We start from the raw sequence: 23483 nt of genomic DNA on the forward strand, positions 1-23483 counted from the left end.
TATCGTATGCAGGAGCGATATTCAAGGCAAATATTATTTTCTGGTGTTGGAGAAGAAGGACAGAGAAAAATTAGAGAGAAGCATGTGCTTATTATTGGTGCTGGAGCTCTTGGTGCAGCAAATGCAGAAGCGATTGTTAGAGCAGGTGTTGGAAAAGTAACAATTGCGGATCGCGATTATGTAGAGTGGAGTAATTTACAAAGGCAACAATTATATACAGAAGAAGATGCAAAGCAGTATAAACCGAAGGCGGTAGCAGCGGCAGAGCATTTAAAAGCGATTAATTCTGAGGTGGAAATAAATCCGGTTGTGACTGATGTAACAGTGCAGGAAATGGAAGAGTTAGTGAAGGGTGTAGATTTAATATTAGATGCGACAGATAATTTTGAAACGCGTCTTCTTATTAATGATATTTCACAAAAGTATAATATTCCATGGATATATGGTGGTTGTGTCGGAAGCTACGGAGTAACGTATACAATTGTACCAGGAAAAACACCGTGTTTCCGCTGTTTAATGGAGCATCCAGCAAGCGGAGCAACATGTGATACGGCTGGTATTATACAGCCGGCGGTGCAATTAGTAGTTGCACATCAAATAACGGAAGCGCTGAAAATATTAGTAGAAGACCATGGGGCGCTTCGCGAAACGATGTTATCGTTTGATCTTTGGAATAATCAACAGATGGCATTTAAAGTGAATAGACAGAAAAAAGAAACGTGTTTATCTTGCGGAAGATTACGTACATATCCGAGTTTAACATTTGAAGCACAAACGAAAACAGAAGTGTTATGTGGACGAAATACAGTACAAATCCGTCCAGGTGTGCGGAATGAATTTAATTTAGAAGAAATTAAAAAGCGCTTACAAAGAAGTGTGGATGTAAAGGCTACTCCGTATTTAGTATCGTTTCTGGTAGAGGAATTTCGTTTTGTTTTATTTACAGATGGCAGAGCTTTTATTCATGGGACGAATGATATAAATGTAGCAAAACGTTTATATGCAAGATATATAGGTTGAACCTAAAGGGAAGTCCTTTAGGTTCAACAGGGAGAAGGTTAAGACTTTCTCGCATAATCTCCACTTTTTCCACCTGTTTTTTCAAGTAAGTACGTTTCGCCAATAATCATACCTTTATCAACAGCTTTACACATATCGTACACAGTAAGAGCGGTAGCGGAAGCAGCTGTTAAAGCTTCCATCTCAACACCGGTGCTACCTTCTGTTTTAACTTTTACTTCAATCAGTAATCGATATTGTTCATCGGATTGTTTCCAATCGAAAGAAACGTCAACACCTTTTAATAATAAAGGATGGCACATTGGGATAATGTCAGAAGTGCGTTTTGCAGCCATAATACCAGCGATTTGTGCAACTGCTAATACGTCACCTTTCCCGATTTCATTATGAGAGATTTTATCGTAAATTTCTTTTGTAACGACAATGCTAGAGCACGCAATTGCTGTTCGAATGGTTGCTTTTTTATCGCTTATATCAACCATTTTCGCGCGTCCTTGGTCATTAAAGTGTGTGAATGAAGACATGGAATTCCTCCTTGAAGTAATTTCTATTTAATATATAAAGTTTAATCGAGATAAAAAAAATTGCAAATATGGGGTGAGAAACGATGGTAGAAAAACGAATTCCGATTCAAGTTGCTGATGCAGTAGAGAGAGTAATGGAATATGCGAAATTTGGTGAAGTAGAAGAAGTTTCTATTACGGAAAGTTACGGGAGAATTCTTGGGGAGGATGTTGTCTCTGATCATGACGTTCCTCATTTTGATCGTTCTCCTTACGATGGTTTCGCAATTCGAGCGGAAGATACGAAAGAAGCAAATCAAGAGAATGCAATTGAGTTTGAAGTAATAGGAGAAATCGGAGCGGGGTCTGTTTTTCTAGATACAGTAGGATCTTTTCAGGCGGTTCGTATTATGACAGGAGCAGCTATTCCAGCGGATTGTAATGCAGTCGTAATGCTAGAACTGACGGAAGGATTTGAGAAGAACGGAAAAACATATATGAAGTTAAAACGTCCTTTTCATAGTGGCGACAATGTGTCATGTAAAGGGGAAGATATAAAACAAAATCAAGTTCTCGTTCAGAAAGGTGTTGCAATTCATCCAGGTGTTGCGGCCTTATTAGCGACGTTTGGATATAGTACTGTGAAAGTTGTAAAACAGCCTGTTGTTGGTATTGTGACGACAGGAAGTGAATTGTTAGAAGTACATGAGTCGTTACAGCCGGGGAAAATTAGAAATAGTAACTCTTATATGATTGCTGCTCAAATTATGAAAGCCGGAGGTAAAATTCGGTATTATGGCCAACTTGCCGACGAGTTAGATGCATGTTTTACAGCTGTTCAATCAGCGATGGATGAAGTTGATATTTTAATTACGACAGGCGGTGTGTCGGTAGGAGATTATGACTACTTGCCAGCTATTTATGAAAGATTACAAGCGAATGTACTCTTTAATAAAATAGCGATGAGACCAGGAAGTGTAACGACCGTAGCTGAAGTTGATGGAAAGTTACTTTTCGGTTTATCAGGGAATCCGTCAGCTTGTTACGTAGGATTTGAACTATTTGTGCATCCAGTTATAAAAACATATTTGAATGCGAAAGAACCTCACGTATATAGAGCAGATGCTATTTTACAAAAAGATTTTCCAAAGCCGAATCCGTTTACTCGTTTTGTAAGAGCAAAGGTGACAATCGTGGACGGGGCATTACAAGCGATGCCGGTCGGTTTAGATAAATCGAGTGCGGTATCTTCACTTGCAGATGCGAATGCTTTTATTGTGTTGCCTGGAGGAACGAGAGGCTTTGAGGCAGGGATGAAAGTGTCTGTATTATTGTTAGAGCACGCTGAGGGATGTGATTGGCCATGGGCAAAGCCCCTTCAATCTTACAAATAGTAGGGTATCAAAATAGCGGGAAAACAACACTTGTTGAGAAAATTGTACATGTATTAACTGAAAGCGAAATGAAAGTTGCTACGATTAAACATCACGGGCATGGAGGGTTTCCAGAAGTAGCGCAAAAAGATAGTGAAAGGCATCGAAAGGCCGGTGCTGTCGTAAGTAGTGTAGAAGGCGCTGGATTACTTTCATTGTCGTCATTAAGAGAGGAATGGTCCTTGCAAGAAATTATCCGTTTATACGAGTTTTTTGAAGTGGATATAATTTTAATTGAGGGCTATAAAAAAGAGAGCTATCCGAAAGTGGTGTTACTTCGTTCTGAAGAAGACGTTGAACTTTTACATAAAGTAGAGAATATAGTAGCGGTTATTACGTGGCATGATGCTCCTGCAAACTTACGAGAAGAATATAAAGTATTTCATATAACAGAAGAAGCGTTGTATATAGACTGGTTTTTACAAACGGTAAGGAGTGCGAAATGACACATACGTATTATGAAGTAATTGATACAGAAATTTTGGTTGAAGAAGTAGCGAATAAGGTTATTCGCCGCGAATGTGGTGCTGTTACAACATTTATTGGAACGGTTAGAGAGTTTACGAAAGGGCGTCGTACATTATACTTAGAATATGTCGCTTATAAAACGATGGCAGAAAAGATGCTAGAGAAAATCGGATCAGAAGTGAAAGAGAAATGGCCAGGTACACACGTTGCGATTACACATCGCATCGGTACACTGCAAATTTCTGATATTGCGGTTGTTGTGGCTGTTTCAACGCCGCATCGTAAAGCGGCTTATGAAGCAAATGAATACATTATGGAACGCATAAAACAAATTGTTCCGATTTGGAAAAAGGAGTTTTGGGAAGATGGAGACTCTTGGATTGGCGATCAATTAGAAAAAACGCCATATCCGGCGGGAGAGCCTGGGAAGGAGCTATAAGTATGATTCGAGTATTGTTATTTGCGAACTTACAAGAAGAAGCAGGAAGAAGTGAATTACAAATAGAGAAAGAAAGTATTACGGTTGCAGAGTTAAAAGATGTTGTTGCAAAAGAATATAATGTACCAGTCACAGAACCAATTATGGTTGCGATTAATGAAGAATATGCAAATGAAGATGATACGATTCAATCTGGTGATGTTGTTGCACTAATCCCACCAGTGAGCGGTGGTTAATATTGGATTCATTAAAACGACTTTCCTATGTAGGGAAAGTCGTTTTTTTATGGCGTTTTTGAGAACACTAACGTATAGAACAAGGAGGGCGTTATGAAAAAAATATGTGTAATGCTAACAATGATAAGTTCTATCTTTTCCTTTTTGCCAAGTTATTCTTTGGCAAAAGAATCGAATGAACAACTTTTAGAAAGTGCGCTATTAAATCGATATTATTCTGTGATAAGACAAGTAACAGAAGACCAATATGAATGTGCTTCAGTTATAAATATAAAGCGTCTCGGCAAGAATGGCGAGTTCGTTCCTAGATATGAAGTGACGCTACAATTTCTTACATTTCAAGGAGCACATAATCCGCCGAATGATAAAGTTACGCTTACTTTGGAAGATTATTTAGATCACGTAAAGATAAAGAAAGTGGAGCGAGAAAAGAATGTTTCTGGTGCTATTGCAGAAAAGGTTTGTGAAAGGGAAAAAGAAAAAATAAAAGCTCACTCTACTGATTCAGAGTGATAACCTATGACATTTAGTAAAGAAAGGTAATGAGCGATGGATATATTTTTAGCGATTTTACCAGCTATATTTTGGGGAAGTATTGTGCTATTTAACGTAAAACTGGGCGGGGGGCCGTATAGTCAAACACTCGGAACAACGCTTGGCGCGCTTATTTTCTCGATTGTTGTTTATATTTTTATGAAACCAGTATTGACTCCTACTGTTATTGGAGTTGGTATTGTGTCAGGTTTATTTTGGGCGCTTGGTCAGGCGAATCAATTAAAAAGTATTGATTTAATGGGCGTTTCGAGGACGATGCCGATTTCAACAGGACTTCAATTAGTTGCGACGACTTTATTTGGAGTCATCGTATTTCATGAGTGGTCCACGACAATATCAGTTGTCCTTGGTGTTTTGGCCCTCGTTTGTATTATTATCGGTGTTATTTTAACATCGCTTCAAAGTGAAGAAGAAAAGAGTGCAGAGCAAACGGGGAATTTTAAAAAAGGCATTATCATTTTATTGATTTCAACAGTCGGTTATTTAGTTTATGTAGTAGTGATTAGACTATTTAAAGTAGATGGTTGGTCAGCTTTGTTGCCACAAGCAGTTGGTATGGTGTTAGGAGGGATTTTGCTTACTTTTAAACATCATCCATTTAATAAATATGCAATACGAAATATTATTCCGGGATTAATTTGGGCAGCTGGAAACATGTTTTTATTCATTTCACAGCCGCGTGTTGGAGTAGCAACAAGTTTCTCGCTATCGCAAATGGGAATTATTATTTCGACGCTTGGCGGGATTCTTATATTAGGTGAAAGAAAAACGAAACGCCAATTAACGGGTATCGTTGTCGGTATCGTTTTTATTATCGCAGCCGGAATTATGTTAGGTATTGCAAAAAGTTAAAGGAGGTATGGAAATGTATAGTGATTTAGAAGGAAAGGTTGTCGTTATTACAGGATCAGCAAGTGGTCTTGGGAGAGCAATGGGAGTAAGGTTTGCTGCGGAGAAAGCAAAGGTAGTGATTAATTATCGCTCACGGGAGTCAGAAGCGAATGATGTGTTAGAAGAAATTAAAAAGGTAGGCGGAGAAGCGATTGCTGTAAAAGGTGATGTGACGGTCGAATCAGATGTGGCGAATCTCATTCAATCTGCTGTGAAAGAGTTTGGTACGCTTGACGTTATGATTAATAATGCAGGGATAGAAAATGCGGTACCATCGCATGAAATGCCGCTTGAAGATTGGAATCGGGTAATTAACACAAATTTAACAGGTGCTTTTTTAGGAAGCCGTGAAGCGATTAAATATTTTGTAGAACACGATATTAAAGGATCTGTCATTAATATGTCGAGTGTTCATGAGAAAATTCCGTGGCCGCTATTCGTGCATTATGCAGCCAGTAAGGGCGGTATTAAATTAATGACAGAAACGTTAGCGATGGAATATGCACCAAAAGGTATTCGAGTAAATAATATTGGACCAGGTGCAATTAATACGCCGATCAATGCAGAAAAGTTTGCTGATCCTAAAAAACGTGCTGACGTAGAAAGTATGATACCGATGGGCTACATTGGAAAACCAGAAGAAATTGCAGCAGTCGCAACTTGGCTCGCTTCGTCAGAGGCTAGTTATGTAACTGGAATTACGCTATTTGCAGATGGCGGAATGACGTTATATCCATCGTTTCAAGCTGGACGTGGGTAATAGAAAAGGACGAAGAGATAAAACTCTTCGTCCTTTTTTTACAAAAAAAAATAGCGGCCAGCTATTTTAAATTTAGTGATTCATTGTATCTTGAAGATATTCTGTTGCTTGATGTTCAGAAACATTTTGCACGAGTGCAACTTCACTAATCATCATTTTTCGGGCGTTATCTAGCATTTGTTTTTCGCTCGCATTTAAAGCTCTCTCTTTATTGCGGCGAAGTAAATCCCGAACAACTTCTGCACTATCTTGCAGATTGCCGTTTTTCATTTTTTCCATATTCATTGTATATCTTTGTTTCCAGGAAAGTGATGTATCTGATTCCCCGTTTTGAAATTCAAGAAGTATATCATCTAACGTACCTTTATCTACGATATAACGAATACCTGATTTTTGTAATTGATCCATCGGAAGCATTACTTGCATATCTTTACTAATGATACGTATTACACAATATTGACGTATTGTTCCTAATATTTCTTTCTCTTCAATGGCTTCGATGACTCCTGCGCCGTTCATTGGATAAACGATTTTATCACCAATTTGAAACAAATCATCCACCTCCATATGTGGTAACCATCTTTAATGATAGCATAAGTGAATGGAAATGTCAAATTTTATATAATACCATAATAATTATAATTGAGTCAATAAGTAAAAGCTCTTTTTATATATATTTTTTTTGCTTTTATTTATGGATGATTTTTTTAGGAAAATAGTACAGGTGGAGAAAGGAGGCATATCCACTTATTTTTAAGCATAAAATGTAAAATCGCTAATACAATATACCTAAATCCGTTCTTTGCAAAGGAGGGAGAGAAGGTGGGGCGCACAATAAAAATTGATATTACAAATAAAGTGGTAGCTAAATTTAGACCAGATTATTTGGAATTGTATACGAGTAAATTTATGATAGGTAAGTTTTATGTCTATACTGAAGGTAAACAATATGTGTTAGAAGACGGATATATATATGAAGACGGAAAGTTTTATCGCATCATAGATACGCACCGTGGCAATAATCAAGCGGCGGAGGGCTGCGATCTAGGATGGTGTTAACATGATTCGTGTAAAAGTATTTGATGAAAGTCACGAAAAAGACTTAGAAGACGCTGTAAATGTTTTTTTGAAAAAGATTGATGATAGTAACTTTGTAGACATTAAGTACCAAGTCGGTGTTTCTATTAACGATGACGAAAATCAAATTTATTGTTTTTCAGCAATGATCGTTTATAAAGCATAAAAAAGAGCTGGATGAGCCAGCTCTTTTTTATGCTTTATGTTGGGACAACATGTGTCGGTAATACGTTCATAATAGATTGGGTTGCGCCTAATTTCTTTGTCGTTAAAAGAGGCTCCCCTGTCTCATGATTTTGGGCATCTTTACACATACCAAGGTGATAACGATCACCTAAAAATGGATCAATATAAAAACCGTTTTTGAATACTTTATCATTCGGATGTTTTTCATGGTGAATATCAGAGCAGTTAATGCAATAGAACATAGCTTTCATCCCCTTTTTTATTTTTGTTTGAAAAAAGTGAGTCAGTAGTCATTTCGCTCCTAAGGAAATGTTGAGGAGAAGAGAAATAACTACCTACTCAAATGGTGGGCATATTCCTTCTGATTTTTCATATCTCGCGTAGTGTCCCTGAGGGAAGGAGGAGAGACGAAATACGCATGATATACGTAAGGCGCTTCTTTCAAGATGAATGATGGAGTTTCATGTTGAGAGAAGTTTTTATTTTTTGTTGCCTTTGTGAGTATATTATGAGGAAATGTTCGGAGGGTGTTTGTCCTGTTGAAAAAATGTTGAGAATTTCTCAACAGTAAAAAAGAGTTAGCGTTGACATGAAACTAAAAGGTGTTATATTATCGAAGTGTAACCAAAAGGTGTTATATTTGATTGCCGAATAAAGGAGAATGAAAATGGAAGAACAAAATACATTAAATGATATTAAACAAACAATCGTTTTTAACGCGTCTATTCAAAAGGTGTGGAATGTAGTATCAACTGCAGAAGGGATTGCCTCATGGTTTATGCCAAATGATTTCGTATTAGAGGTAGGACATGAATTTCATGTACAATCACCATTTGGACCATCACCATGTAAAGTATTAGAAATCGATGAGCCAAATCATCTATCTTTTTCATGGGATACAGATGGCTGGGTTGTTTCATTTCTTCTGAAAGACTTAGGGGATAATAAAACAGAATTTACGTTAATTCACGGCGGCTGGAAACATCCTGATGAAATTCTTCCGAAAGCGAATGCGAAGAGCTCTATTATTCGCGACAGAATGAGCGGAGGCTGGGTAGCAATTGTAAATGAAAAACTGAAAAAGGTTGTCGAAGGCTAAGTGTCCTCATCAGCAGCGAAATATGATGTATTTCAAGCAATTGCTGATCCAACCCGCCGAGAAGTAATACGGTTATTAAGCGATAAAGAGTTACCGATTTCCAAAATAACGGATCATTTTCCGATGAGTCGTACTGCGGTTGTAAAGCACCTTCATATTCTTTCGGAAGCGAATTTAGTAAGTGGAAGAAAAAGCGGAAGAGAGAAAATATATCGCTTGCATCCAGAACCATTAGAGGAATTACAACAGTGGCTCTCGTATTATGAACGTTTTTGGGATAATAAATTGTCCATGCTGAAACATATTGTGGAGAATGAAGAGTAAAAGAGGATGACCATTTTGGTCATCCTCTTTCTTATTGCTCACTTGTTTGTGTAGCGGGCTTTAATAAAAGCCAAGCGATAATTAATGTACATACTGCCAATACGAAAGTGCTCATATAAATGACGTGTACACTTGATGCTAATGCAGATTGTGATTCAGTTACTACGTTTGCTGTAGCTCCGCCGTGTCCGCCAGATACAAGATCAAGGTTTTTAATGCCACGTGCGTGAATCATCGTATTAAAGATTGTACCGAATACTGCCGCACCTAATGTTTGGCTAAATGTATTAATAAATGTGTTTAAACCAACGGCTGTTCCGCGTGTATGAGCTGGTACGGCTGCTTGAATTGTTACCATGTAAATCGGTGTCACAAGTCCCATTCCTAATCCGAATAATCCGACTGCCACATAAATAAGGAACGATGGTGAATGTGTTGATAATGTAAATAATAAGAACGTAGCGACTGATAAAATGCTAGCCCCAAGTAAAATGATTTGTTTCGTTTTTAATTTTCCTACTAAGTTACCAGAGAAAATAGCTCCAAATGTCCACATAACAGGGATTGGCATTAAAATAAGTCCAGCTTCTGTCGCATTTTTTCCTAATACTCCTTGGCTCCAAATTGGAAGGTACATTGTAATACTAATAATCATTGCGCCAGCGATAAGCGTTAATATATTTATCGTAGATAATGTACGGTTAGAGAAAAGTGCTAGCGGAATTAATGGTTCCGGAGATTTTTTCTCGATGAATAAGAAAATAATGAATGAAACGACGGCGAAGATTAATAGGCCGATAATTGTTATATCTCCCCAGTTTTGCTTACTGCTACCTGTTAATAATGCGTATAGTAGAGCAATCGTACTTAGTGAGAATACTGTTGCACCAAGATAGTCGATATGGTGCTTAGCAGGCTTAATAGATTCTTTGTAATAAATTGCAATCATTAAGCAAGCGATAATTCCAAATGGAACGTTTAAGAAGAAAATATAACGCCAAGAAAGAGAATCAACTAAAAATCCGCCGACTAATGGTCCGATAACACCTGAGACGCCCCAAACAGCACTCATCCAGCCTTGTGCTTTCGCGCGGTCTTTCGCTTCGCTATATAAGTCTCCAATAATCGTCATTGTGATCGGCATAACAGCACCAGCACCGATACCCTGAAGTGCGCGGAAGAAGATTAATTGTTCCATTGATGTAACGACACCGCAAAGTGCAGAGCCGACTAAAAAGATTGTAGCTCCGATGAGTAAAACTTTTTTACGGCCAAATAAATCAGCTAGCTTTCCGTATATTGGAGTTGAAACCGCTGTGGCAAGCATGTAAATTGCGTAAACCCAGCTAACAAGTTCAACGCCTGACAAATCACTCGTTATACGAGGGATTGCTGTACTAACAATCGTTCCTTCTACTGCAGAAAGAAACGTCATTAGCATTAAAGACATCATGACTTTTTTTCTCATATGTTTTCCCCTTACCCTTTTTCAAATATTCAACAATATAAAATATAAAGGTACTAAGGTATATAAAGCAACAAAAAAGCAATGGGAAGTTAAGGGGAGGGGATATTTGTCGTTTTTTGTCGGTAAGTCGATATATTTGAAAAATCGCCGATATAAGTAGCAGAATCGCTGATATATTTACAGAATCGCCGATATAATTTCATGTACCTATAAAAAAAGAAACAGGAATCCCTGTTTCTCAGTTTAATATTGCATTTTCGCGTTTTCTCCAGCTGTCGTTCCGGCAATTCTACCAGTAACGAGAGCAGATGTAATATTATAGCCACCCGTATAACCGTGAATATCAAGAACTTCTCCGCAGAAATATAAGCCGTTCGTGAATTTAGAAGACATTTCTTTTGGGTTAATTTCTTTAACAGATACACCGCCGCCAGTAACGAATGCTTTTTCAATTGACTGCGTACCATTTACATTTACAGTAAATTCTTTAAAGTCTTTCACAAGTGCACGAATCTTCTCATGAGATACTTGTCCAGCTTGTTCGCTACCGTCAATTTCATTTCTTTCTAATAAGAATAGGAAGTAACGTTCAGGTACATAACCTTTTAACACGTTTTTAATTCCTTTCTTCGGATCTTCTTTCATTTGTTTCAGCATGCGCTGGAATAGCTGTTCACTATTTTCTTCTGGCAATGCATCGATGCTCATTTGCACTGTATTCGTTTTGAACTTCTTCAGTGCTTTTACAACGAATTGACTACAGCGAAGGGCAGCAGGACCAGATAGGCCGAAATGAGTGAAGAGCATGTCCATTTTGTGAGAAATGATAGCTTTTCCTTTCGGGTTTAATACGCTTAAGTTTACATCTCGTAAAGCAAGGCCTTGTAGTGAACGGTCTCGAATAAATGGTTCGTTTGAAAGGATGGGTACTTCTGTTGGGAATAATTCTGTAATTGTATGTCCAGCTTTTTTAGCCCAAGCATATCCGTCGCCAGTAGAACCAGTTTGAGGAACAGATTTTCCGCCAACAGCGATAACGACGTGATTTGTTTCTAGCACTTCGCCAGTCTTTAGTACGACTGCTTTCGTTTGACCATTTTCATATTCAATCGTTTCAACAGGTGTATTTGTGCGGATCTTTACACCTAAATCTTTTAATCGTGTTAAAAGTGCGTCTACTACCGATTGCGCTTTATTTGAAACAGGGAACATGCGGCCATGATCCTCTTCTTTCAGTTTTACACCAAGATTTTCGAAGAATGTAATAATATCTTCATTATTAAAAATAGAAAAAGCGCTGTATAAGAAGCGGCCATTTCCTGGTATATGTTTAACGATCTCATCAAGTGGTAGACGGTTCGTTACGTTACAGCGGCCGCCACCAGAAATCGCAAGTTTACGCCCTAGTTTATTTCCTTTATCAAGAAGTAAGACGCTTGCGCCTTCTTCTGCAGCACCGATTGCAGCCATTAGCCCAGAAGGCCCGCCGCCGATGACAATAACATCATAATGCATAATATATCGACCTCATTTTCTACATTTCCTGCCTAAAAGAATAGCATGTTTTCCCTTAAAAGAAAAATAGAGTGAAGTACTGCTTAAGGAGAGAATTGTGGTACAATACAAAAGTTAGAGTTCAGCACTATCCTGCTATTTGTGGGCCATAGGACTAAAACCTTATGAGTTAGGGGAAGTCTAATAGTTCTCGAATGCTCGAATAGTAAATTAATTATAGTTTCACTTTATGTAGATGTAGGAGGATTTTTGTATGTCCGATTCGAAATTTCTGCGCGGAACGCTTATCGTTACGTTAGGGACATTTTTAGTGAAGTTCTTAGGCATGATTTACGTCTTTCCGTTTCATGCATTAGTAGGGACAGAAGGCGGAACGCTCTATACATATGGATACATTCCATATACGATCTTTTTAAGTATTGCAACGGCAGGGGTGCCGCTTGCTGTTTCAAAATTCGTTTCCAAATATAATGCGCTTGGCGATTATAAAACGAGCCGGAGAATGTTCCGCTCGGGAATGGTTATGATGATAGTAACAGGAGTTCTTTCATTCCTAGTACTGTACATGACGGCGCCGTTGTTTGCAGAAGCAATGCTTGGTAAACAAAGTGTACACAGTAATATAGGAGAAGTTACGACGATTATTCGTCTTGTAAGTTTTGCGCTTATTGTTGTGCCGGCAGCGAGTTTAATTCGTGGTTATTTCCAAGGTCACCAATCGATGGGACCAACTACTGTTTCGCAAATTATTGAACAAATCATTCGTATCGTCTTTTTATTAGCGGGTAGTTTTATCGTTATTAAAGTACTTGGCGGTACAGTTGCAACAGCAGTTGGGGTAGCGACATTTGCTGCATTCGTTTCAGCAGTTGGAGCGCTCGGTGTACTCATTTGGTACTGGCTAAAGCGTAAAAAACATTTGGATCAATATTTAATTGAACAAACTGTACCAGAATCGACAGTGAGTACTGTTCAATTATTTAAAGAATTATTTGCATATGCGATTCCTTACGTTGTAATTGGGTTAACAATTCCTTTATATCAACAAATTGATACATTGACATTTAACTCAATTATGCAAGCGATTGGCCAAGGTGATATTGCAGAGCGAGCGCTCGGTATTTTCACAATGTGGACGCATAAATTAATTATGATTCCTGTATCACTTGCGACAGCGTTTAGTTTGACGCTTGTACCAGCGATTACAAAATCATTTACTGAAAAGCAATACCGTTATTTAAAGTTACAAATTACACAAACATTCCAGGCAAATATGTTCTTAACATTGCCAGCAGTTGTCGGTATTTCATCACTTGCATATCCGATTTATACTGCGTTTTACGATTCAGACCCATTAGGTGGACAAGTATTAATGTGGTATGCTCCAGTTGCGTTGTTATTCGCTTTATTTACAGTAACAGCGGCAATTCTGCAAGGTATTAACCAACAAAAGCATGCGATTATCGCACTTATAATGGGTGTTATTTTGAAATTTGTATGTAACGTAATCTTTATTCGTTATTTCGGTACAGTAGGGGCAATTCTAGCAACAGCTGTTGGTTTCTTAGCTTCTGTTTGGTACACAAATCAACAAATTAAAAAATACGCACACTATTCATTCGGTGTTGTATATAAGAGAACATTCCAAATTGCAGTATTAACATTTGTAATGGTTGTGGTCGTAAAACTATCACAATGGATTCTATCCTTCATGATTTCGCCGGATGGCCGAATTGGCGCTCTTATTACAGTTGCGATTTGTGCAGGTCTTGGCGGTCTCGTTTACGGATTGTTAGCGATTCGCACAGGAGTACTTGAAAGAGTATTTGGCGGGGAAGCGTTAGAGAAGATCCAACGTAAACTTGGCAATAGATTCAAAATAAAGTTGAAATCAAAAGGGGCGTAATTACGTCCCCTTTTCTATGATAAATAAAGAAGGTGAAAAACGTGAGATTAGATAAATTATTAGCAAATATGGGATATGGAAGTAGAAAAGAAGTAAAGAAATTATTGAAAGACGGCGTTGTGAAAATTGATGGAATACCGGTGAAAGATGCAAAGGTTCATGTAAATGTAGAAGAACAAGAAGTTATGATTCACGGTGAAGTCGTGGAATATAAAGAGTTTGTTTACTTAATGATGCATAAACCACAAGGCGTTATTTCAGCGACAGAAGATGATAATCATGAAACGGTAATAGATTTATTAGAGTTAGAAGATGCGATTTTTAATCCGTTCCCAGTTGGAAGACTTGATATTGATACAGAAGGTTTCTTATTAATAACAAATGACGGGAAGTTATCACATCAATTGTTATCTCCGAAAAAGCATGTGCCGAAAAAATATTATGCACACGTTGCAGGAGTAGTAACAGAAGAGGATGTAAAAGAGTTTGCTAAAGGTGTTATTTTAGATGATGGCTATGAAACAAAGCCAGGTGCACTTACAATATTAAAAAGCGATGATATTTCTGAAATCGAGCTTGTCATTACAGAAGGAAAGTTCCATCAAGTGAAGCGTATGTTTGAAGCGGTAGGGAAAAAAGTAGTCTACTTAAAGAGAACAGAGATGGGGCCGTTAGTGTTAGATGAAGAGCTAGAACTTGGACAATACCGAGAGCTAACAGATGAAGAAGTAGAGATGTTAAAAACATATCAAGTAGATACTGAGAAATAGTACTATTTTTAGGCGCAGAAAAGACCCCTTTCTAATGAGTTAGAAAGGGGTATGTATTTATTTACATACAATTATTTTTCGTTATGAGGTCATTCTCACTTTCTTTCCTGTTGTTGTCCACTTACCGCGGCAAGGGCTATACACGAGTTCATTAAACTGCAACACATTTAGATCACGTTGTATCGTTCGCGGTGTGATCCCGAACTCATCTACAAGGTCTTTCGTCGTTACCGTTCCGTTTTCATTGATGTACATATAAATTGATTTAATGCGTGTTAGCATACGAGTAGTTGTAGGTTTCAAGAGAAAACCACTCCTCTACTAGTTTTTTTGACCCCATTCAGGAAAGAAGGTCGTTACTACCATTGTACTCTACATGATAAAATTCATGCTTTAATCTACTTAAATTTTACAGAAATTTAACAAATATTCATATAGAAAAATATTGGTAGTTGACATTGTATATATGGTCAGTCAACTAACACATAAAATTCTACGTAAAACGCCAAATTCCTGCAAATTTTTTTGAAAAAATAAAAGAAAAACTAATAAGAAATATCTGAAATATTACAATTGTTCGGTATTTGGTTTTCGTGTATGGCATAAGAGATTTCGGTTTGTTATGATGAAAGAAACAATATAGTGAAGGATGGATGCGTGATGTCAGCAATTAATTGGACAGAAGAAGTTGCAAAACGAAAAGATGATTTAATTCGTGATACACAACAATTTTTACAAATTAAAAGTGTATGGGAAGAAGAGTCGGCAAAAGAGGGCGCACCATTCGGTGAAGGTGTAGAAAAAGCTTTATCTTTCATGTTACATAAAGGAGAAACGGAAGGCTTTACTTCTAAAAATTTAGAAGGGTATGCAGGTCATCTTGAAATGGGACAAGGAGAAGAATTAGTAGGTATTCTTTGTCACGTTGACGTTGTACCAGAAGGCGATGGCTGGACGACTCCTGCATATAGTGCAGATATTCGCGATGGAAAGATTTTTGCACGTGGTGCAATTGACGATAAAGGCCCAACGATGGCAGCTTATTATGCGATGAAAATTGTGAAAGAATTAGGTTTACCTCTTTCAAAACGCGTTCGTATGATTTTAGGAACAGATGAGGAAAGCAATTGGAAATGTGTAGATCACTACTTTAAAAACGAAGAAATGCCAACAATCGGTTTTGCGCCAGACGCGGACTTTCCAATTATTAATGCAGAAAAAGGAATTTCTGATATACAAGTTGTGCAAAATGGTAGTGAAGAGAAGCAAGGTACATATGAACTTGTTTCATTTGAGTCAGGTCGCCGTTTAAATATGGTTCCTGATTTTGCAGAAGCGGTTGTTACAGGAGAAGATGTAAATGCACTTACAGTAGCATATGAAGAGTATTTACAAACTGCTAAAAAAATAGGTGAAGCAATTGTAGAAGGTAATACGGTGACATTGCAAATTAAAGGGATTTCAGCTCACGGATCTACTCCTGAAAAAGGAGAAAATGCAGGTTTATTACTGGCAAACTTCTTAACTACAGTTGCTCTTGATGGAAAAGCAAATGCATTTGCAACGTTTGCAACAGAAACATTTACTGGTGATATTTTTGGAGAAAAGGCTACGATTGCTTATAAAGATGAAGTTAGTGGTCCGTTAACAGTGAATGTTGGTCGCCTTTCTTATACGAAAGAAAATGGTGGCAATTTCGGATTAAACGTACGTTACCCAGTTACGACTAACTTTGAAGAAATGATTGCAAAGTTAAAAGAATATGTGGGTACTCATGGATTTGAAGTGGCGGATTATTCGAACTCTCGCCCGCATCACGTTGATAAAGATCACGTATTAATTCGTACGTTGCAACGTGTATACGAAGAACAAACAGGTGAAAAAGCAGAGCTATTAGCAATTGGCGGCGGTACTTACGCTCGTTCATTAAAAGCTGGTGTTGCATTTGGCCCATTGTTCCCTGGAAAAGAAGAACTTGCGCATCAAAAAGATGAGTATATTGAAATTGAAGACTTATTAAAAGCAACAGCAATTTACGCGCAAGCAATTTATGAATTAGCGAAGTAATGGATATATAAATAATAAAAGACCGTCCCGATACATACTTTGGGACGGTTTTCTATTACGTGTCGTTTGTTGGTAAGCAGATGTTCCTTGTCGAAATGTCGATATCATTTCATCTATTAACGCGACCTGAACTTGGTTAGACTTGTAGGGAAGTTGGATTCTTTTTAATGGAATGAGATAAGAAAGAAAAGCAACAATAGAAAGAAGGAGAAGATGTACATGGAGCCACATTATTTTGTCGCGATTACGTTACCAAATCATATAAAAGAAGTGCTGTCTAGCTATAGAGAGGAAATGCAGGTGGAATTACCATTCCGTTCGTGGGTACATAAAGAAGACTATCATATTACCCTTTCATTTTTAGGTAGTGCGACAGAGGAACAATTAGAAGGAATAAAGAATGGATTACAAACACTTACAGAAACAAAGGAACTCTCGTTCAAGTTACAAGGATTTTCAACGTTCGGTATGGAAGATAGGCCACGTATTTTTTGGGCGAAGGTAAGCGAGAATCAAGCTTTGTTTCAATTGCAAAAGCAAGTACACGCTATTTGTGAAGGGAATGGATTTTCTTTAGAAACGCGCCCGTATCATCCGCATATTACTGTTGCCCGTAAATGGGTAGGAGAAGAAAAGTTCGATTTAGAACATATAAAGGAAGTGCCTGAAATATCATTTCGAGCGGATACGATTACTTTATACGAATCTCACGTGAAGGAGACACCGAAATATAAAGCAATCGCTGAAATAAAATTACAAAAATAGAATGTATGAAAACGTTTTTTATACAGGTGAATATACTATAAAGAATAATGTGTTACTGTATAGGGCTTCGCTGATAAGAAAAGCCTTATCATTTGCAGCTCGTTTCATTTTAACTTTAAGAATGATGGTGATTTTTTATGTTGAAAGTAAAACGTCCATTTGATGCCTATTTAGATGAAATGAATAAAATTACAATTTTGCTCCCACATGCGTATGGAACAAGTCGGACATTTCGTTTGCAAGAAGGAAGTAACGTGAAAGATTTACCGATTGCTCATACAATTGCGCTTCCGGATGCAACGAAGTATGAGTGCTTTATAGAAGAGCCGCTAGATGTGGGGAAGTATTATACAGTACGAGATGAACGGAATGAAGAAACAGATTTACAAATAGGTGCTGTCATAAGAACAGAGATTTTTGATGAAAAGTATTATTACGAAGGTACAGATTTAGGTGCTGTATATCAAAAAGAAGCAACTACATTTAAAGTATGGGCTCCAACTGCGAGGCTTGCGAAAGTAAGAATTTATAAAAGTGATAAAGAATATACCGATCACGAAATGCACAGAGAAGAAAATGGGGTATGGGCTCATACATTACAAGGCGATTTAGCCGGGGAAAAGTATACATTTCTTGTTTGTATTAATTTAATATGGAATGAAGCTGTGGATCCTTACGCAAAGTCAGTGACTGTAAATGGGAAGTACGGCGTTGTTATTGATTTGGAAAAAACAAATGTTACAAAGCAAGGGCAATTACCACCATTACAAGCAATGACAGATGCTATATTGTATGAACTGCATATTCGTGATGCTACTATTCATGAGGGCAGTGGAGTGAGTAAAAAAGGAACATATAAAGGGCTAATGGAAGAAGGAACAAAAGGACAAAATGGGACGTTAACAGGTTTGTCTCATATAAAAGATTTAGGTGTTACACATGTTGAATTATTGCCTTTATATTGTTTCGGTGGTGTAGATGAGGCAAACCCTTCCTCTGCATATAATTGGGGGTACAATCCATTATATTACAACGCACCAACGGGGTTTTATGCTACAAACCCATCTGACCCGTATAACAGGATCGTAGAGTGTAAGCAACTGATTGAAACATTTCATGAACACGGCATTAGGGTGATTATAGATGTTGTATATAATCATGTGTATGAAAGAGAGCTATCATCATTTGAAAAGCTTGTCCCAGGATATTATTTTCGTCATGGTGAGAATGGTATGCCTTCTAATGGGACGGGAGTCGGAAATGATATAGCATCTGAACGGAAAATGATGAGGAAATTCATTGTAGAGTCTATTTTATATTGGCTTACGGAATACAATGTTGATGGATTCCGGTTCGACTTAATGGGGATTTTAGATGTCGATACAATAAATATAATAGAAAAAGAAGTGCGAAACATAAAGCGAGATGCATTGCTATTAGGAGAAGGGTGGGATCTGCAAACACCACTTCCTCTAGAGGAAAAAGCAACGTTAAATAATGCAAACAAAATGCCGCATATTGCGCAATTTAATGATCAATTTCGTGATGGGATAAAGGGAAGTACCTTTCATATAAATAAACGTGGTTTTGCATTTGGTGGGCATGTAGACCGTAATCATTTGCAGTATATAGTATCAGGAAGCCTTTTGAGTATGAAAGAAACAGGTTTGTTTCTAGAGCCTGTGCAAAGCATTAACTATGTAGAATGTCATGACAATATGACGATGTGGGATAAACTAATGCGCAGTAATGAAGAGTCGGAAGAGATTTTGAAAAAACGTCACGTGCTAGCAACTGCAATGGTGATTCTGTCGCAAGGCATCCCTTTCTTACATGCGGGGCAAGAGTTTTATCGTACAAAGCAAGGGAATGAAAATAGTTATAATGCAAATGATGAAATTAATCAATTAGATTGGGATCGAAAAGAGAAAGAAATAGAGACCGTTAACTATATAAAAGGTTTAATTGCGATTCGTAAAGAGCACGGAGCATTCCGATTACAAAACGCAGACCTAATAAAAAAGCACATGACTTTTTTGCAAACATCTCCAGAAGTACTTGCATATCACTTAAAGCACGTAGAATCGTTTGGACCGTGGAAAGAGATTGTCGTTTTATTTAATAGCAGTTTAGAAGCGAAAACGGTGCAACTTCCGAAAGAAGAAACGTGGCATGTGTTAGTAAACGAAAAGCAAGCGAAAATAGAGCCAATTTCTTCATTTAGAGGAAAGGAACTTAGGCTCTCTCCAATTAGCACGTATATATTGACGATAATGTGACAAATCGCTACTTGACGGTGAGAATGTAATAAATGTAGAATTGACAAAGGTGACGATTTTGATAAGTTGTCATTCTATGGCTGGTTTTGTAAAATAAAATAGAGAGTTTTTGGCTTATGCCAAATTTTCTTTTCATTTACAGTAAAATATATATGAATCCACAACATGTGTAGAAATGTTGCGGTTTTTCTTTTCATAACTATAAAAGATAAGGATTTGTTAACGGGTAATGAATATGGAATGGTTGGAACAATTATTAGGAAAAGAGTGGAGTCTTGTACCGGCTGGTGGAGTAACGGGCGATGCATATATTGCGCAAAACGGACAACAGAAGTTATTTTTAAAGCGGAATACATCGCCCTTTTTAGCGGTATTGTCAGCAGAAGGAATTGTTCCAAAATTACTTTGGACAAGAAGGGTAACGAACGGTGATGTAATTTCTGCTCAAAAATGGCTTCCGGGACAGAAGTTAGAGCCAGAGGATATGAAACTAGAACGTGTTGCGAAACTTTTGAAGAAAATACACTCCTCTAAAGCACTTGTGCAGATGATTCAGAGACTTGGGAAGCAGCCGCTTCACGCACAAGAGTTATTACAACAACTGCAACTTGTTTTAAGAGGAGATATAAGGGATGAGGAAACAATTCAGCAAGGTCTTCAATATTTAATGGATTCATTAAAAGATATTGAATACAACGAATTCGTTGTATGCCATTGTGATGTAAACCATAACAATTGGCTATTGTCGGATGAAGATGAGTTGTTTTTAATTGATTGGGATGGAGCTGTAATTGCTGACCCAGCTTTAGACCTCGGTATGTTATTATATTGGTACATTCCGCGCCAAGAATGGAGTGAGTGGCTCGGTTATTATGATATTGAAATGGATGAATCGCTGCTTAAACGTATGAGATGGTATGTGATAGCACAAACGATTTTGTCTATTCAATGGCATACAACAAAAAAGCAGCAAGCAGAAGCTGAATATTGGCATCAATATTTACAGCAACTACTTGCTTCAGAGTAATACTTAAGAAAAATTGTCCATTCCAGCAATCCACTGAGTAAGTTGTTCTTGATTATTGGAAATGTGGTTGTCCAAATTAGAGGAAGATTTACCCGATTGACTATAAGAATATACATCGTTTAGCATTGCTTTAGCGTCACTACTTATATTATCGTTTGCGAGTAACGATTGAATGAGACGCTCTAATTGCTCGCATTCAGAAACTGTCCCGCAACAATCACTTTGGTGATTGACTAAAATATCTTTCAGCACTTCTAATTGATGTTGTTGATTAATTGGCATGAACGGATCATCCTTTCGATTGTTTTTCTCTTCTTAGAAAAGTAAGAGAAAAAGCTGTTTCGTCATGGAATGTTTAATGCTGTATGTAGTTTTTATCAAAATGGTACATCTTATACTTGAAAGAAACGGACCGAGTGCTCGTACGTACTTGGTTTTTTGTTTGGTAGATTGATTAAAAACAGAAAGAAGGAATTATTCCTTTAAAATAGCTATGTAAAGAGAGGGAAACATCTATGCGTTTAAGACATAAACCATATGCAATGGATCGAATTAATGAGTATTCACATATCGTAATCGGAAACCCAGAGGAGCGCGCTGGTAACTGGAAAGAAGTATTTGGAAATGAGCAACCCATTCACATCGAAGTAGGTACAGGTCGTGGCCGCTTTATGTATGATATGGCAAAAGCGAATCCACATATTAATTATATTGGAATTGAAAAATTCACAAGTGTTGTTGTAGATGCACTTGATAAATTAATTGAAGAAGAATTACCGAACTTAAAGTTAATTAATAAAGATGCTGAAGATTTAACAGTTTTCTTTGCAAAAGGTGAGATTGATCGCGTGTATTTAAACTTCTCAGATCCATGGCCAAAGAAACGTCATACGAAGCGTCGTTTAACGTATAAAACGTTTTTACGCAATTATGAAGAAGTGTTAGTAGAAGGCGGAGAAATTCATTTCAAAACAGATAACCAAGGTTTATTTGAATATTCTCTTATGAGTATGGCTGAGTATGGTATGTTACTAACTTACTTAAGCTTAGATCTTCATAACAGCGACTTTGAAGGTAACATTATGACTGAGTACGAAGAGAAATTCTCTAGTAAAGGTCATCGCATTTACCGAGTAGAAGCAAAATATCGTACAGAGCCTATGCAGTAATGCATAGGTTTTTTGTGTCTAAAATAATCAGAATTTTATGTTAGTATTGTAAGAAAAGGGGGATGAAAAATGGAACAGTTACAAATTGGAGATATAAAAGTGACGTGGCTAAAAGGTGGGAACACACATTTAGATGGAGGAGCAATGTTTGGCGTTGTACCGAAAGTACTTTGGTCACGTAAATATAAACATAATGATACAAATCATATTTATTTACGAACAGATCCGTTACTTTTACAAACGAAAGATGGCAACATGCTCATTGATTCTGGTATAGGAAATGGTAAATTGAATGAAAAGATGAAGCGGAATCAAGGTGTAACGGAAGAGTCGTCAGTTGAGAATTCTTTAGAAAAGCTGGGACTAAAGCCTGAAGATATTCATTACGTTTTAATGACGCACCTTCACTTTGATCATGCATCTGGTTTAACGAAATGGGAAGATGATCAACTTGTACCAACTTTTCCAAATGCGAAAGTTTACGTAAGTGAAACAGAGTGGAATGAAATGAGGAATCCAAATATTAGATCCCGTAATACATATTGGAAGGAAAATTGGGAGCCGATTGTAGATCAAGTTGTTACGTTTCAGCAAGAAATAGAAATTACGGATGAAATAAAAATGGCGCATACAGGCGGACATAGTAATGGACATGCAGTTATTGCTTTGGAAAGCAAAGGGGAAACGATGCTGCATTTAGCAGACCTATTGCCGACGCACGCCCATCAAAATGTATTATGGGTAATGGCTTATGATGATTATCCGATGACATCAATTGAAAATAAGCAAAAGTGGATGAAGTATGGAGCTGAAAAGGATGCTTGGTTTACGTTTTATCATGACGCGTATTATCGTGCAGTAAAGTGGAATGAAGAAGGGCATATTGTAGAAAAGATAGAGAGAAAAACGAGTATAGAAGCATAAAAATAGGAGGTTGTTCCAGAATATTTGCTGGAGCGATCTCTTTTTTATTGTCGGCTTTTGTCTGCAAGTCGATATAATTGGGAAATCGCCGATATAAACGGAGTTGCGCCGATATATTCGAAAAAACGCCGATATAATTTCAATCACTATCTGCAATTAAAAAATAAGAGGTTCACCTAATGGGAACCCTCCTGTTTATGCTGCTATAACCTCTAAAACAGTACCTGTTTTAGCATCAACTAAAAATTCAAATCGTTCTTGTATATCATTTAACATCGTTGTAAGACCGCCGCGATACACTTCATACGCGACATCATATTTTTCAAATGTCTCTGGAACCATATGTACCCAAGAGCCAGTAATTTCACCTTTATGACTTAATGCTTGTTTCACCATTTTCAATGCTTTTTCTGAAGAAATATGGGATTGTTCTTGTACTTTGTTTGCAACGAAATAACCAGCTGCGAACCCAACGCCAAGACCTGCTACTAAACCTTTCCAGCTCATATATTCACCTCAATTCTATAAAATAAAAATAGTGTACCGATAATAATTATAAAGCAAATACAGCTAAAAAAGAAGAAACTAGAAACATTTCGAAA

28 protein-coding genes are annotated in these 23483 nt (G+C 37.4%); 20 read left to right on the plus strand and 8 right to left on the minus strand.

Annotated features, from left to right (window positions below):
• The first annotated feature begins 6 nt into the window (after window positions 1-6).
• Complete coding sequence (locus MR147_RS23120; RefSeq protein ID WP_074609927.1) at window positions 7-1020, plus strand: molybdopterin-synthase adenylyltransferase MoeB; 1014 nt, start codon at window positions 7-9, stop codon at window positions 1018-1020.
• A gap of 38 nt (window positions 1021-1058) precedes the next feature.
• Here MR147_RS23120 and moaC read toward each other — a convergent pair whose 3' ends face one another.
• The gene (moaC, locus tag MR147_RS23125) at window positions 1059-1544 is read right to left on the minus strand and encodes a cyclic pyranopterin monophosphate synthase MoaC (protein WP_074609928.1); all 486 of its coding nucleotides are present in this window, start codon (window positions 1542-1544) and stop codon (window positions 1059-1061) included.
• 83 nt (window positions 1545-1627) lie between these two features.
• On the opposite strand from moaC, the gene moeA reads away from it, so the two are divergent.
• The 7 genes from moeA to MR147_RS23160 all read left to right on the plus strand — a co-directional run bounded on the left by moeA (window position 1628) and on the right by MR147_RS23160 (window position 6305).
• Window positions 1628-2917 (plus strand): molybdopterin molybdotransferase MoeA, encoded by a 1290-nt coding sequence (gene moeA / locus MR147_RS23130; RefSeq protein ID WP_242304774.1) that lies wholly within the window; start codon window positions 1628-1630, stop codon window positions 2915-2917.
• Window positions 2887-3402 carry a molybdopterin-guanine dinucleotide biosynthesis protein B gene (gene mobB / locus MR147_RS23135; RefSeq protein WP_074609933.1) on the plus strand — a complete coding sequence of 172 codons (516 nt, stop codon included), beginning with the start codon at window positions 2887-2889 and terminating at the stop codon, window positions 3400-3402. The genes moeA and mobB overlap by 31 nt, the downstream gene beginning before the upstream one ends.
• Window positions 3399-3863, plus strand: coding sequence for a molybdopterin synthase catalytic subunit MoaE (gene moaE, locus MR147_RS23140; protein ID WP_048551381.1), 465 nt, complete (start codon window positions 3399-3401; stop codon window positions 3861-3863). The genes mobB and moaE overlap by 4 nt, the downstream gene beginning before the upstream one ends.
• Window positions 3864-3865: 2 nt before the next feature.
• Entirely contained in the window at window positions 3866-4099 is a 234-nt protein-coding gene (gene moaD / locus MR147_RS23145) for a molybdopterin converting factor subunit 1 (RefSeq protein ID WP_000621793.1), read from the plus strand.
• 93 nt (window positions 4100-4192) lie between these two features.
• A complete protein-coding gene (locus MR147_RS23150; protein WP_242304775.1) occupies window positions 4193-4612 on the plus strand; it encodes a DUF3888 domain-containing protein in 420 nt (139 codons plus the stop codon).
• 36 nt (window positions 4613-4648) lie between these two features.
• Window positions 4649-5506, plus strand: coding sequence for a glucose uptake protein GlcU (glcU, locus tag MR147_RS23155; RefSeq protein ID WP_242304776.1), 858 nt, complete (start codon window positions 4649-4651; stop codon window positions 5504-5506).
• A gap of 13 nt (window positions 5507-5519) precedes the next feature.
• Window positions 5520-6305 (plus strand): glucose 1-dehydrogenase, encoded by a 786-nt coding sequence (locus MR147_RS23160; protein WP_074609938.1) that lies wholly within the window; start codon window positions 5520-5522, stop codon window positions 6303-6305.
• A 72-nt stretch (window positions 6306-6377) separates the two neighbouring features.
• Here MR147_RS23160 and MR147_RS23165 read toward each other — a convergent pair whose 3' ends face one another.
• Window positions 6378-6872, minus strand: coding sequence for a CarD family transcriptional regulator (locus MR147_RS23165; protein WP_001982618.1), 495 nt, complete (start codon window positions 6870-6872; stop codon window positions 6378-6380).
• 255 nt (window positions 6873-7127) lie between these two features.
• On the opposite strand from MR147_RS23165, the gene MR147_RS23170 reads away from it, so the two are divergent.
• Complete coding sequence (locus MR147_RS23170) at window positions 7128-7364, plus strand: DUF2553 family protein (protein WP_000533800.1); 237 nt, start codon at window positions 7128-7130, stop codon at window positions 7362-7364.
• Between the two features lies 1 nt (window position 7365).
• Window positions 7366-7548 (plus strand): sporulation protein Cse60, encoded by a 183-nt coding sequence (locus MR147_RS23175; protein ID WP_000621751.1) that lies wholly within the window; start codon window positions 7366-7368, stop codon window positions 7546-7548.
• 34 nt (window positions 7549-7582) lie between these two features.
• On the opposite strand, the gene MR147_RS23180 is transcribed toward MR147_RS23175, so the two are convergent.
• Window positions 7583-7810: a DUF3973 domain-containing protein gene (locus MR147_RS23180; RefSeq protein ID WP_000498984.1), complete on the minus strand. Its 228-nt coding sequence runs from the start codon at window positions 7808-7810 to the stop codon at window positions 7583-7585.
• A gap of 425 nt (window positions 7811-8235) precedes the next feature.
• Here MR147_RS23180 and MR147_RS23185 point away from each other — a divergent pair, with 425 nt between their 5' ends.
• Together MR147_RS23185 and MR147_RS23190 are read left to right on the plus strand one after the other, a co-directional pair.
• Window positions 8236-8667, plus strand: a complete 432-nt coding sequence (locus MR147_RS23185) for an SRPBCC family protein (RefSeq protein ID WP_074609940.1) — start codon at window positions 8236-8238, stop codon at window positions 8665-8667.
• Window positions 8668-8991: an ArsR/SmtB family transcription factor gene (locus MR147_RS23190; RefSeq protein ID WP_000098837.1), complete on the plus strand. Its 324-nt coding sequence runs from the start codon at window positions 8668-8670 to the stop codon at window positions 8989-8991.
• Between the two features lie 31 nt (window positions 8992-9022).
• On the opposite strand, the gene MR147_RS23195 is transcribed toward MR147_RS23190, so the two are convergent.
• The gene (locus MR147_RS23195) at window positions 9023-10459 is read right to left on the minus strand and encodes an MDR family MFS transporter (protein ID WP_074609942.1); all 1437 of its coding nucleotides are present in this window, start codon (window positions 10457-10459) and stop codon (window positions 9023-9025) included.
• 243 nt (window positions 10460-10702) lie between these two features.
• Window positions 10703-11974, minus strand: coding sequence for a BaiN/RdsA family NAD(P)/FAD-dependent oxidoreductase (locus tag MR147_RS23200; protein ID WP_074609946.1), 1272 nt, complete (start codon window positions 11972-11974; stop codon window positions 10703-10705).
• Window positions 11975-12227: 253 nt separating this feature from the next.
• Between MR147_RS23200 and MR147_RS23205 the strand changes: the two genes are divergently transcribed.
• Together MR147_RS23205 and MR147_RS23210 are read left to right on the plus strand one after the other, a co-directional pair.
• The gene (locus tag MR147_RS23205; protein WP_001284045.1) at window positions 12228-13880 is read left to right on the plus strand and encodes a putative polysaccharide biosynthesis protein; all 1653 of its coding nucleotides are present in this window, start codon (window positions 12228-12230) and stop codon (window positions 13878-13880) included.
• A gap of 41 nt (window positions 13881-13921) precedes the next feature.
• Window positions 13922-14650 carry a pseudouridine synthase gene (locus tag MR147_RS23210; protein ID WP_001234931.1) on the plus strand — a complete coding sequence of 243 codons (729 nt, stop codon included), beginning with the start codon at window positions 13922-13924 and terminating at the stop codon, window positions 14648-14650.
• An 81-nt stretch (window positions 14651-14731) separates the two neighbouring features.
• Here the strand turns inward: MR147_RS23210 and MR147_RS23215 are convergent, their stop codons facing one another.
• Window positions 14732-14953: a DeoR family transcriptional regulator gene (locus tag MR147_RS23215; RefSeq protein WP_000805512.1), complete on the minus strand. Its 222-nt coding sequence runs from the start codon at window positions 14951-14953 to the stop codon at window positions 14732-14734.
• 357 nt (window positions 14954-15310) lie between these two features.
• Between MR147_RS23215 and pepV the strand changes: the two genes are divergently transcribed.
• From pepV to MR147_RS23235, 4 genes are all read left to right on the plus strand, one after another.
• Entirely contained in the window at window positions 15311-16717 is a 1407-nt protein-coding gene (gene pepV / locus MR147_RS23220; RefSeq protein WP_074609948.1) for a dipeptidase PepV, read from the plus strand.
• Window positions 16718-16936: 219 nt separating this feature from the next.
• The gene (gene thpR, locus MR147_RS23225) at window positions 16937-17482 is read left to right on the plus strand and encodes an RNA 2',3'-cyclic phosphodiesterase (RefSeq protein WP_074609950.1); all 546 of its coding nucleotides are present in this window, start codon (window positions 16937-16939) and stop codon (window positions 17480-17482) included.
• Between the two features lie 137 nt (window positions 17483-17619).
• Entirely contained in the window at window positions 17620-19761 is a 2142-nt protein-coding gene (pulA, locus tag MR147_RS23230; protein ID WP_242304777.1) for a type I pullulanase, read from the plus strand.
• Between the two features lie 229 nt (window positions 19762-19990).
• Entirely contained in the window at window positions 19991-20788 is a 798-nt protein-coding gene (locus tag MR147_RS23235) for a phosphotransferase family protein (protein ID WP_001055736.1), read from the plus strand.
• 3 nt (window positions 20789-20791) lie between these two features.
• Here the strand turns inward: MR147_RS23235 and MR147_RS23240 are convergent, their stop codons facing one another.
• Window positions 20792-21070, minus strand: a complete 279-nt coding sequence (locus MR147_RS23240; protein ID WP_001122234.1) for a YtzH-like family protein — start codon at window positions 21068-21070, stop codon at window positions 20792-20794.
• Between the two features lie 233 nt (window positions 21071-21303).
• On the opposite strand from MR147_RS23240, the gene trmB reads away from it, so the two are divergent.
• Window positions 21304-21957 (plus strand): tRNA (guanosine(46)-N7)-methyltransferase TrmB, encoded by a 654-nt coding sequence (trmB, locus tag MR147_RS23245; RefSeq protein WP_001239380.1) that lies wholly within the window; start codon window positions 21304-21306, stop codon window positions 21955-21957.
• 69 nt (window positions 21958-22026) lie between these two features.
• Window positions 22027-22881: a YtnP family quorum-quenching lactonase gene (locus tag MR147_RS23250; protein ID WP_074609954.1), complete on the plus strand. Its 855-nt coding sequence runs from the start codon at window positions 22027-22029 to the stop codon at window positions 22879-22881.
• Between the two features lie 195 nt (window positions 22882-23076).
• Here the strand turns inward: MR147_RS23250 and MR147_RS23255 are convergent, their stop codons facing one another.
• Complete coding sequence (locus MR147_RS23255) at window positions 23077-23388, minus strand: PepSY domain-containing protein (RefSeq protein ID WP_000118540.1); 312 nt, start codon at window positions 23386-23388, stop codon at window positions 23077-23079.
• Window positions 23389-23483: the final 95 nt, after the last annotated feature.

The organism is Bacillus cereus group sp. BfR-BA-01350 (assembly GCF_022663775.1).
GTDB classification, from domain to species: Bacteria; Bacillota; Bacilli; order Bacillales; family Bacillaceae_G; genus Bacillus_A; species Bacillus_A paranthracis.